We start from the raw sequence: 11,124 nt of genomic DNA, 5'->3' as shown, positions 1-11,124 counted from the left end.
CCGGTGTTTCTCATAAAGAACACAAACTGGAAATAAAATGAAACAGGTCGGTATTTCTTACAAGCAACATAAACTGGATGAAAATTACGATTGCATTGTAATCGGTTCCGGTATTGGCGGACTTACGGTGGCTGCACTGCTCTCTCGGCATGGGAATAAAAAAGTACTTGTTCTCGAAAAACATTCAGTGGCAGGGGGATTTACGCATGTATTTCACCGTTCTAATTACGAATGGGATGTCGGCGTGCATTATATAGGTCGTACCAGCGATCCAACCATGGAAGTTCGAGCGGCCTTTGATTATCTTACGCATGGTGAATTGCTATGGAGCAAAATGCCGGATGTATATGATCGGATATTCATCGGAAATCAAGTTTTTGATTTCCCGACAGGTACGGAGAGCTTCAGACAGCAGATGTGTTCCTATTTTCCATCTGAGACGCGAGCTATCGACAAATATATTCGTGCTGTCCATTCTGCCCAGAAATTGAGCAGTTTGTATTTTGCAGAAAAAGCTATCCCAAGTCCGATTGCCAGCTGTATCGGAGGCTTACTTCGATATGGATTCTTGCGTTACGCAAAAAAAACCACCTCACAAGCTATCGCGGAATATACGTCCAATCCTGAGCTAGCTGCTGTACTCACTGGACAATGGGGAGATTACGGTCTGCCACCAGGCCAAAGCAGTTTTGGAATGCACAGCATAGTCGCGCATCACTATTTTGAGGGGGCGGGCTATCCAATTGGAGGTGCATCAAGAATGGCCGAATCTATCGCCTCGACGATTGAGAAAGGGGGTGGATGCATCGCCATAAGCGCTTACGTGGAAGAAATTCTCGTGGACCAAAATAAAACAGCTTTCGGCGTGAAAATGAAAGATGGGCGCGAGATCAGAGCGAAAACTATCATTAGTGATGCTGGTGCAATTAATACTTATCACAATTTGCTGCCTTCCGGAGTAACGCAATCTATGCCTGAGAAAAAATTGCTGGGTGCTATTCCTCCTTCCTTTTGCCATATTGGTCTCTACGTGGGCCTCAAGCATCTTCCGGAAATCGCTAACTATGGAGATTCAAATCTCTGGATCTATCCTGATAGTAACCATGATCTAAACTTCGCACGTTCTTGTGAAAATATCGATGCTCCTTTCCCGTTTCTTTATATATCGTTTCCTTCCTCGAAGGATCCAAGCTTCTTAAGTCGTTATCCCGGCCGTGCAACCATTGAAGTTATAACGCTCACATCATTCAAGCATTTTGAAAAATGGAAAAATTTACGCTGGCAGCATCGTGGCGAAGAATACGAAGCGTTTAAAAATAGGTTGTCAAAGCGATTGCTAGAAGAATTGGAGCGCCATGTGCCAGCAATCAAAGGAAACATTGACTATTGGGAGCTTTCAACACCATTATCAACCAAACATTTTGCAAATTACCCGACGGGGGAAATTTATGGATTGGCGCATACCCCGGAACGTTTTAATGCACGCTGGCTGGGTGCACGCACACCGATAAAGAATTTGTTATTAACAGGCCAGGATGTTGCAGCTTGCGGTATCGCCGGAGCACTGTTTGGTGGAGTAGTCGCTGCTTCGAATGTTCTCAAGAAGGATATGATGGCAGTTGTCGCTCGCGGAAATCACTGAAACCAGTTTGAAGTAAAAATTTTTCACTTTCCATCTGATAGGTATTTCAATACCGATCGAGCAATTCGGACATTGCCGGCGCAGTTGGCGCCTGATCAAGAGTGTCATTAAAATCAAGCCACCCCCCCAAAAAGCATTGCCCAAAAGCAGCGAGCTCTGGTCCGATTTTGACACGCTTTCCAAGGTGCACCGCCTCTTCCAGAATTTCCCGGATTTCAGCTTCTGTGCTACGCCCATGCTGAGCAGCGCGCAATCGGTGCGTTCATTTCTTTACCAAGGTGATTTTTGTCACAGATTTGCCTGCGGATAGCGCTTATTCTGAGCAGGTATCAGCAATTCATCCAAGTATATACAACAACATTGGTTTACAAAGGTTACTACTATGAAGAATGAAACAGGTGTGCTGGAGGGTATGTCACCCGAGGAGAAGCGCGATCTTCTGAAGCAATTGATATCTGAAAAGGAAAATAATCAGGAAACTGCTTCCGATTCAGAATCGATTCCCGATGCATGGTACCGTTTTGATAAGTTCTCAGACTACAACATGTTGATGGAGCAGGCGAAGATATTCAAAACGTTATCGATGAATAATCCCTACTTCAGCCCGCATGAAGGGGTGAGCGATCATATCACGCGCATCGATGGCAAAAATTTCATCAATTATTCCGGTTATAACTATCTTGGGTTATCGGGTCACCTGGAAGTGTCCGCAGCCGCTAAAGCAGCGATTGATCGGTATGGCACCTCGGTATCCGCCAGCCGAATCGTGTCCGGGGAAATACCGCTACATCGTGAATTGGAAGAGATATTGGCAGAGATTCACGGCACTGAAGATGCATTGGCTCTGGTGAGCGGTTATGCAACCAATGTATCGGTTATCAGCCATTTGTTTGGCCCTAACGATCTATTGATACACGATAGCCTGATTCACAACAGCGTTATCACGGGATGCAAACTCTCCGGCGCAAGGCGTATGACGTTTCCTCATAACGACTGGGAAGCCCTGGACAAGATATTGGAAGAAAACCGCCATGCATATCAGCGCACCCTGATTATCATTGAGGGTGTTTACAGTATGGATGGCGATATTCCCGACTTGCCGCGCTTTATAGCAATCAAGCAAAAACACAAGTGTTTGTTGATGGTCGACGAGGCACATGCTGCGGGTGTCATTGGTCCGCGCGGATTTGGCTCGCATGATCATTTCGGCATCGATGCTGCGGATGTGGATATCTGGATGGGTACGCTGAGCAAGGCATTTGCCAGTTGCGGCGGCTATATCTGCGGTTCACATGCCTTGATAGAAAACCTTAGATACAACGCAGCCGGCGCCATATTATTCAGTGTCGGTATCTCGCCGGCCAACACTGCGGCGGCTTTGACCGCTGCGCGTATTCTGCAACGTGAACCTGAGCGTGCCGAGCGTTTGCGTGCCCGGTCATCTTTGTTTTTGCAGCGAGCGCGGATGCGTGGGCTTGATACCGGCTTGGCTAGCGGCACAGGCGTTGTTTCAATCATATTGGGCGATTCAGTGCTGTGTTTGAAGCTTGGGCAGAAATTATATCAAGCGGGCATCAACGTTCATCCCATCATGTATCCGGCAGTATCGGAATCGGCTGCCAGATTGCGCTTTTTCATTACCTGCAATTTATCGGAAGAAGAAGTTGTGCATACCATCGACACGCTCGCGACAGAGTTGCAGCATTTGCATAGAAAGGCCGGGCGTGTGATCGCGCATACCGAATCCGGCGCAGTTTCATACTAATGTCATCAAGGTTGAAGAGGGTGGTGATGGTAATCGTCGCCCGTGGAGCATGGGTAACAGTTGCGTCAGCCACCCCATTAATAGAAAGGAATAGCTCATGTTAAATCAATATACCCAGCAGATTTTGCGGTTTCGCTGGTTGACCATTCTTGTCAGTGCCGTGTTAATCGCTGTCGCTGGATACGGTATACAGTTCCTGCACTTCAAGAGTGATTATCGAATGTTTTTTAGCGATGATAATCCGCAACTCATGGCTTTCGAATCACTGAATAAAACCTACGTCAGGGATGACAATATTCTGGTGGTCATCACACCCGCCAACGGCGATGTATTTACCAAAGAAAACCTGATCATTGCTGAAAAGCTTACCAAGCATCTTTGGCAAACACCTTATTCGATCCGCGTAGATTCGATCACCAATTTTCAGCACAGTCATGCAATCGGTGATGAGCTCGTTGTGGAAGATTTAGTGAGAAACGCCGATCAGCTGACTGTGACGGAAATCGAACAAAGACGTCACATTGCATTGAATGAACCGCTCTTGGTGAACCGGCTTATTTCACCCAATTCGAAGGTAATGGGTTTCAACATTGTCGTTCACAGGCCTGGTTTGGATCAGGATGCTGAAACCGTGCAGGCCACTGAATTCACCAGAGAATTAGTGGGTGCGCTTAAAAAGAATTATCCTGACCTCGATGTACGCCTTACCGGCTCACTTATTCTTGACATATCCTTCGCAGAGTCGTCAAAACAGGATATGAGTACGCTGACACCAGCGATGCTGATCATCATTTGTATTGCGCTATGGCTGTTCCTTAAATCCATATGGGGAACACTCGCCATCGTCATGATGATGACGATGGCTGTGAGTGCGGCAGTCGGCTCGGCAGGCTGGATGAACATTGCGTTTTCTCCCTCCAGTATTCCGGCACCGACCATACTGCTCACCGTGGTTGTCGCTGACGCAGTGCATATCCTGACAGGCTATTACAGCGCGTTGGGGCGCGGTCAATCAAGAAAAGACGCAATGATTGAAAGTATCAAGATTAATTTCAAAGCGATTTTCTTTACAAATCTGACCACTGCGGTCGGTTTTTTGTCGATGAATTATAGTGAAGTTCCGCCTTTCCAGGATCTTGGGAACATTACTGCCATGGGGGTTGGCGTTGCATTCTTACTGACGATTACCTTCCTGCCGGCAGTGATGATGCTTTTGCCCATGCACCAAGGGCGCGCTGAAATCAGTGGTAGCAAGACACTGGCGCGATTAGCGAAGTTCATCATCGCACATCGTACGGCTACCTTGAGTTCTCTCATTCTGGGAACCATTGTGCTGATTGCCTGTATTCCGCTGAATACACTGGATGATGAGTATGTTAAATATTTTGACGATTCCGTAGCATTCCGCCGCGATACCGATTACACCACGAGTCACCTGACCGGCGTTTATCGCATCGATTATTCATTAGGGCGGGAAATCGATGGTGGTATCAGCGATCCTGAATTCTTGCAGCAGGTTGATGCATTTGTGCAGTGGTACCGGGAGCAACCGGAAGTGATGCATGTGTATTCCGCCACGGATATTTTGAAACGGCTGAACCGCAATATGCATCAGGATGATCCGGCGTGGTACCGCCTGCCTGACACGCAGGAATTGAGCGCCCAGATCCTGCTCATGTACGAAATGTCTCTGCCGTATGGACTCGATCTCAATGATCGAATCAATGTAGGCAAGTCGGCAACGCGGGTGACGGTAACGCTGCATAGTATTTCCAGTCAGCAGGTTATCGATCTCGAAACGCGCGCACAGGCATGGCTGGCGGCGAATACCACAGCCATGGAACACAGTGAAGGTACCGGACCGACTTTGCTGTTTGCGCATATTGGGCAGCGTAATATCACCAGCATGATTACCGGAGAGCTCGTTGCCATAGGGATTATCTCGCTGATTCTGATATTCGTGCTGCGTTCGGTCGGTCTGGGATTGATCAGTTTGATTCCCAATCTGGTTCCTGCGGGAATGGCTTTTGGGTTATGGGGATTAATTGTCGGTCAAGTAGGGCTTGCTGCTTCGGTTGTTGCGGCAATGACACTGGGAATTCTGGTTGACGATACGGTGCATTTTCTTAGTAAGTACCAGCATGCCAGAAAACAACTCAATCTCGAACCTGAACAGTCCATTCAATATGCGTTTGCCACTGTCGGCAGTGCATTATGGATTACTTCCGCGGTGCTGATTATGGGGTTTTCTCTATTCGCTTTTTCTAGTTTCAAGATCAATAACGAAATGGGGATACTCACTGCAATTATCTTCGCCTTGGGATTATTTGCGGAATTCCTTTTATTGCCACCGATTTTACTGGCGTTAGAGTCATGGAAACGTCGGATAGCTTTACCTTCAAAACCTGTAGTTACTCAATTAGGAGAAATCAAATGAAAAAACTAACTTATCTTATTTGCCTTTTTTTCAGTATGAGCGGTTTGTTGTATGCGATGACCGATGAAGAAAAAGGCTATGCAATCAATTTAGAGGTTGAACGTCGTGATAGCGGTTTCGGCGACAGTATCAATGATTCTTTAATGATTCTGCGTAATGCGCAAGGCGCAGAAAGTAAACGTGAATTTACATACAAAACATTGGAGGTCAAGGGCGATGGTGATAAAGAGCTTGGTGTTTTTCATCGGCCTGCAGATGTGAAAGGAACGGCGATATTAACCTTTGCGCATGGTTTAAAACCCGATGATCAATGGCTATATCTGCCTGAATTAAAGAGAGTGAAACGTATTTCGACAGTTAACAAATCCGGTCCGTTCATGGGTAGTGAATTCGCATACGAAGACATCGCTTCATGGGAATTGGAAAAATACACCTATAAATATTTGCGTGATGAGGTTTTGGATGGTAACGATTCCTTTGTTATCGAGAATATACCGGCGTACGAATATTCCGGTTATGTTCGTCAAGTGGAATGGATTGACAAAACCATCTATCAACCACGCAAAATTGAGTTTTATGATCGTAAGAATACGTTACTTAAAACACTGACTTTCCATGATTACAATCAGTATTTAGGCCAATATTGGAGAGCCGCTCGACTCGAAATGGTCAACCATCAAAACGGTAAGAGTACTACCTTGTTACGCAACAATTATCGTTTCCGTATCGGTCTGAGTGACAATGATTTTTCTGAAAATTCACTGAAGAACGTTCAATAAACATACACGTTTGCTATGTTGTGCTTCAACCGGAGCCATGGATTGATCTCAGTAAGCGATTTCGTGACGATCCAAGATTCCATATGAGTTGCTCATCAATAGCAAAAGTGTCATTGCAGTAAATTTAACCCGGCATTCATCGGGATGCCGGATTAAATTGCCAAGTCGTTCATAGAATCATCTCAGGCACTGTTGCTAAGGATAATTGTCATGCTGCTAAGAATAATGTTCGCCATCTTGGGAATGATCGTAGGGGTAACCCATATTCAGGCTGCTGAGTGGTCTGGTTTTGCGGCTATCGATCTTCGCGCGTACGTCAAAGCGCCAGCATTTCCGGAGCAAAATAATCTTCTTTTTGTGCCATCCGGCATGATACAGCCTGAGTTTCGTCATGAATGGAACGGCGGGATAGATCGCTTGACCGTTATCCCGTTTGCCAGGGTAGATGCGATTGACGAGAATCGTACCCATTTTGATATCCGCGAGTTTAACTGGTTGCGTCAGACTCAAAATTGGAGTTTGCGAGCCGGTGTTGGCAGGGTATTTTGGGGAGTTACTGAGTCACGACACCTGGTCGACATCGTCAATCAGATCGATTTTGTGGAAAATATTAACGGTGAAGAGAAACTGGGTCAGCCGATGTTGAATTTGAATATACCCAGTACGTACGGAAATTTTAATTTCATATTGATGCCCTATTTTCGGGATCGCACCTTTTCGTCACCAGGGGGAAGGCTGAGATTTGTGCCGCCGGTAGACCAGAATGCTTCGGAATTCAGTGACGCCAGTCGCTGGCATCCGGATTGGGCCGTACGCTGGAGCCGTACTTTTGGTAACGTAGATATTGGTATTGCCCATTTTATGGGTATAGGGCGAGAACCCAGATTGTTACCGCGCTTTGATAACGGTCCGAATGTCGCGCCGACAGCCTTGATCCCGATTTATGATCTGATTCAACAAACCAGTTTAGACGCTCAGGCTTCTTTGGGGAATTGGCTTTTCAAATTGGAATCCATTACACGCAGTGGCCAGGGTAAACGCTTCGCAGCGGTGGTGGCGGGTGTTGAGTACACCCACTATGGTCTGTTAAACAGTGATATCGATCTTGGCCTGCTGGCGGAATATCTGTATGACGGTCGTGACAGAATGGCCCCACCTACACCTTTTAACAATGACGTTTATTTTGGCGTGCGCTTGGCCTTTAATGATACGCAGAATTCGCAGATATTGGCTGGCGTTACCACAGACGTTGAGACTCAGGCCAAAATAGGTACCATAACGGCCAGTCGCCGCATTGGTGAAAAGTGGAAAATTGAGCTGGAGTCCCGATTCTTTTCACACATTGCCTCGGATAGACCCGCAACTGAAATTCTGACGGGGTACCGGCAGGACGATTATATTCAATTCCGTATCGCACGCTATTTCTAAGCATTTCACAAGTTAAATTACCTTAGGCAAAGCCGGAGATTCATTGGGTGAGCGCCTCAAAGACGTTCTAAACCATGAGCCGCTCAAGGGACGGTCTTATGGCTTTTGCCATTTTTGGCATTCCCAGTGAGATTGTTTATCGTTTCGTGCTTATCGTGACCAAGATGCTCGGCGATTTCTGCTTGCAGAGCGCGTTCAACCAGCGCTTTGGTGGGTTGCTTGAGAAGACCGTTCTCGTCGATTAAATCTTTCGGCTTTTTGTAATCGGGCAGCAGGCTATCAATTAAGTCGGTCGGTAGGGATTTGCGTGTAGTCATTTCTACTTCAAAAAGGTATATAAGCAGTTTCCTGCTAAATGACCATTTACACAAAATTCGTTACACCATCGTGCGAATCTAGCCGCTGCTTAAACACATGGACTGCATTTTTGACAACACATCTCAAAAAATTATCAGTCGGCATTTAAGTTTCCCCTAATTCCCTTAGGTTTCGATGGAAGTAGTATAAATTCCCAGGGATTTCAGTGTTTGCTAATTCGTACGTATTCGAACATTTATTCGGTTTCCAAGCGTTTTGCAGGACCGACTAAGGTATTTTTGCGCTAGTGTGCTTACGTTACGTACAATATACAATTTGCAATATTTGGGGCTTGACGTTGGGAGATTTGCATGAAACAGAAAATGTTAACGCATTGTGTTTATTGCTTAATGATGTCGGCGACAATGACGGGTTGTGTATCTGCAACTGTTACCGCGGTGAACCTTGGTTTCTCGAATGCTTTCATCAACGAATGGCTCTATTCGTGGAGCATTGCTTTCCCAATCGGTTTCGCTCTTTTGCTGCTGTTGTCACCGCTGTTTAGACGTATTGTGAATTCAATGACCCGCTAGCTCTAGAGATCAACCAGGTTTTTTGCAATTTCAATCCATAACCCAACAAGAAAAATTTGATTTTAATGTCGATGGCATCTGGCGTTGATAAATACCAGCATATTGGCGGCAGAATCTAGCTTCCCGAAAAGTAATTTAAAAGCTGAATAGATCCATTATGCAGCCAATGAATCCTATCGAGTCGGTTCGATGACAAAAGAATACAAGGCTCGCAACGAATGATAGCATTGATGCGATCAGTAACACAGTCGGCATTTTCAGACTTTTCTGGCTATATTTCGTTTTAATTGCATTGGCCATGTCCTCATAGGATGATTCAGCTATTTCCATTCTTTCTCTGAGATCATCCGGAACTTCATTGATTGCAATGTTGGCATTTTGTTTTGTTTTTCTATTAATGGGAGAAACAGATTGTTGTTCCTTGGTAGGTGATGGTACTTCGGGTGGCGGTGCTTCAGATGATGACGCTTTGGGTGGCGGTGCCTCAGTTGATGTTGTTGCAGAAGCACTTTGCTGCGCTGCTGCATGCATTTCTTGAGTTTTTCTTTCTTGGCTTTTCAATGAAACAATATAATGAAAAACGTCTGTTCTCAATCCTAAGCGTTGCGTGGCTTCATAAACATCATGCGCATCAACAACGGGTTTTTCCCGTTCAAATGCAACACTCAGTGATCTGTCGCATAATGAGTTAATCGTTCGAGGTGTTCCACCCCCTTGAAATGCAATGGAAAGCGCTTCCCATCCTGTGTCCGTTATGAGATCAGGGGTGCCACCAGCAACCTTGATGCGATGGGAGATATATCTTTTGACGGCATCAACATTCATCCTCCCCAGCGTTTCAAGTGCGGCGATTCGCTGTTTAAAGGGCTCCATCGTTGGTCTGTTGATCATTTCCAATAGTTCTTCCTGACCGAGGAGCAGCAATTGGATGAGCTTAATGGATCCCTCTTCAAGATTATTGAGCAAACGGACGCCATTGATTACGTCATCCGACATCAGATGTGATTCATCGATGATGATCAGACATTTCTTTCCTTCGGAATTGATCTTTAAGAGCGCATTGCGGATATCCCGCATCACAAAGGTTTTTTCGGATGAAGAGGGTTGTAATCCTAATTCCTGAGCCAGAAACAAATAGAGGTCGCTACTACTCGCGGGTGGTTCTGCCATCCATATTAATTTGATGTTTTCAGGAAAATCAGCTTTTATCATCTGACTGAGCGTTGTCTTGCCGGAACCGATTGGTCCGGTCACAACGATTAATCCTCGTCCGCTTTGCAAAGACCCGGATATCTGCTTGCGGATGCGCGCATGGTCGCCCTGGTCATAAAAAAACAGTGGATCCGGCACATTCTCGAATGGGAGTATGCTGAGGTTGAAGTGTTGCGCGTATATGTGCATTAATTTCCCCCTTTTTTAAGCATTAGCTTTACTTCGACTCTGCGGTTTGTTGCTCTACCTTCTTCTGTATTGTTGGTGCTTATCGGGTGAGTGTCGCCATACCCAATGACGGAAATCCGTTCTTGCGGTATGCCACGAGAAATCAATATATTCGCAATCGCTTTCGCTCTGCGTACTGATAACTCCATGTTGTCCTTATGTAATTTACCCGTCGGTATATTATCGGTATGTCCTTCTATAATAAGAAGGCTGTTTGGAAATACTGATATTTCATTGATTAATTTCTCGATCTTGGAAGCGGCGGCATCGTTGATAATATCGTGACCGGAACGAAATGTTTGGCCGCCAAAGACTGTCAGGATACGTGGATGATTTGCGAAATCTGTGGCATGAATACTTGCGCTGGTCTTTTCTGTTGTTATTGGCTTGTCTTCAGGCTTTGCGTTAGTTGTTTCCAAGTCTGTAGCAATCGCACTACCGCCGTCATCTTGACGCCCAGTTGAATTTTGGGTTAGAGCACTTGATTCAACAGGTGCATCGTTGGGCTGATCCGGATAAGCAGGTGTGTAAACTGGTGGTGTATTCACCAAAGGCAAATCCGCTAAAGGGATATTGGCCAAAGGTATCTGAACTGGAAGTTCCGATGCCCTGAATACGATGAAGGCGGATAAGGTGAAGAATATCAGGGATAGTCCAATCATAATGGAGCGCATAATAAAGTACTCGATCTATATGTTTTAAACGAAGACGTGTATCAACGGACTTAAGTCGGAATATTTTAG

Annotated in this window: 9 protein-coding genes and 1 pseudogene; 6 read left to right on the top strand and 4 right to left on the bottom strand. The window is 45.7% G+C overall.

Features of this window, described 5'->3' with window-relative positions:
- The first annotated feature begins 37 nt into the window (after positions 1-37).
- The gene (locus C8R34_RS13010; protein WP_110341297.1) at positions 38-1,642 is read left to right on the top strand and encodes an NAD(P)/FAD-dependent oxidoreductase; all 1,605 of its coding nucleotides are present in this window, start codon (positions 38-40) and stop codon (positions 1,640-1,642) included.
- A gap of 46 nt (positions 1,643-1,688) precedes the next feature.
- Here C8R34_RS13010 and C8R34_RS13005 read toward each other — a convergent pair whose 3' ends face one another.
- The gene (locus C8R34_RS13005) at positions 1,689-1,895 is read right to left on the bottom strand and encodes a plasmid stability protein (protein WP_110341295.1); all 207 of its coding nucleotides are present in this window, start codon (positions 1,893-1,895) and stop codon (positions 1,689-1,691) included.
- A 129-nt stretch (positions 1,896-2,024) separates the two neighbouring features.
- Here C8R34_RS13005 and C8R34_RS13000 point away from each other — a divergent pair, with 129 nt between their 5' ends.
- From C8R34_RS13000 to C8R34_RS12985, 4 genes are all read left to right on the top strand, one after another.
- The gene (locus tag C8R34_RS13000) at positions 2,025-3,407 is read left to right on the top strand and encodes an aminotransferase class I/II-fold pyridoxal phosphate-dependent enzyme (RefSeq protein ID WP_110341293.1); all 1,383 of its coding nucleotides are present in this window, start codon (positions 2,025-2,027) and stop codon (positions 3,405-3,407) included.
- Positions 3,408-3,504: 97 nt separating this feature from the next.
- Positions 3,505-5,844, top strand: a complete 2,340-nt coding sequence (locus tag C8R34_RS12995; RefSeq protein WP_110341291.1) for an RND family transporter — start codon at positions 3,505-3,507, stop codon at positions 5,842-5,844.
- Complete coding sequence (locus C8R34_RS12990; RefSeq protein ID WP_110341289.1) at positions 5,841-6,623, top strand: outer membrane lipoprotein-sorting protein; 783 nt, start codon at positions 5,841-5,843, stop codon at positions 6,621-6,623. The genes C8R34_RS12995 and C8R34_RS12990 overlap by 4 nt, the downstream gene beginning before the upstream one ends.
- Positions 6,624-6,833: 210 nt before the next feature.
- Positions 6,834-8,051: a hypothetical protein gene (locus tag C8R34_RS12985; RefSeq protein ID WP_132467103.1), complete on the top strand. Its 1,218-nt coding sequence runs from the start codon at positions 6,834-6,836 to the stop codon at positions 8,049-8,051.
- A gap of 89 nt (positions 8,052-8,140) precedes the next feature.
- Here C8R34_RS12985 and C8R34_RS12980 read toward each other — a convergent pair.
- A pseudogene (locus tag C8R34_RS12980) lies at positions 8,141-8,368 on the bottom strand (transposase); the annotation flags it as partial.
- 351 nt (positions 8,369-8,719) lie between these two features.
- Between C8R34_RS12980 and C8R34_RS12975 the strand changes: the two are divergent.
- Positions 8,720-8,941, top strand: a complete 222-nt coding sequence (locus C8R34_RS12975) for a DUF2798 domain-containing protein (RefSeq protein WP_110341285.1) — start codon at positions 8,720-8,722, stop codon at positions 8,939-8,941.
- Between the two features lie 135 nt (positions 8,942-9,076).
- On the opposite strand, the gene C8R34_RS12970 is transcribed toward C8R34_RS12975, so the two are convergent.
- Positions 9,077-10,342 (bottom strand): ExeA family protein, encoded by a 1,266-nt coding sequence (locus tag C8R34_RS12970; protein WP_110341283.1) that lies wholly within the window; start codon positions 10,340-10,342, stop codon positions 9,077-9,079.
- Complete coding sequence (locus tag C8R34_RS12965; RefSeq protein WP_258364500.1) at positions 10,342-11,055, bottom strand: OmpA family protein; 714 nt, start codon at positions 11,053-11,055, stop codon at positions 10,342-10,344. The genes C8R34_RS12970 and C8R34_RS12965 overlap by 1 nt, the downstream gene beginning before the upstream one ends.
- Positions 11,056-11,124 lie beyond the last annotated feature (69 nt).

This window comes from Nitrosomonas sp. Nm84, from assembly GCF_003201565.1.
Classification (GTDB): domain Bacteria; phylum Pseudomonadota; class Gammaproteobacteria; order Burkholderiales; family Nitrosomonadaceae; genus Nitrosomonas.
This window is presented reverse-complemented; position numbering and strand designations above follow the sequence as displayed.

Bases quoted from the DNA above. Each gene is read 5' to 3' on its own strand.
- C8R34_RS13010 (WP_110341297.1), top strand. From the start codon at position 38: ATGAAACAGGTCGGTATTTCTTACAAGCAACATAAACTGGATGAAAAT.
- C8R34_RS13000 (WP_110341293.1), top strand. From the start codon at position 2,025: ATGAAGAATGAAACAGGTGTGCTGGAGGGTATGTCACCCGAGGAGAAG.
- C8R34_RS12995 (WP_110341291.1), top strand. From the start codon at position 3,505: ATGTTAAATCAATATACCCAGCAGATTTTGCGGTTTCGCTGGTTGACC.
- C8R34_RS12990 (WP_110341289.1), top strand. From the start codon at position 5,841: ATGAAAAAACTAACTTATCTTATTTGCCTTTTTTTCAGTATGAGCGGT.
- C8R34_RS12985 (WP_132467103.1), top strand. From the start codon at position 6,834: ATGCTGCTAAGAATAATGTTCGCCATCTTGGGAATGATCGTAGGGGTA.
- C8R34_RS12975 (WP_110341285.1), top strand. From the start codon at position 8,720: ATGAAACAGAAAATGTTAACGCATTGTGTTTATTGCTTAATGATGTCG.
- C8R34_RS12970 (WP_110341283.1), bottom strand. From the start codon at position 10,342: ATGCACATATACGCGCAACACTTCAACCTCAGCATACTCCCATTCGAG.
- C8R34_RS12965 (WP_258364500.1), bottom strand. From the start codon at position 11,055: ATGCGCTCCATTATGATTGGACTATCCCTGATATTCTTCACCTTATCC.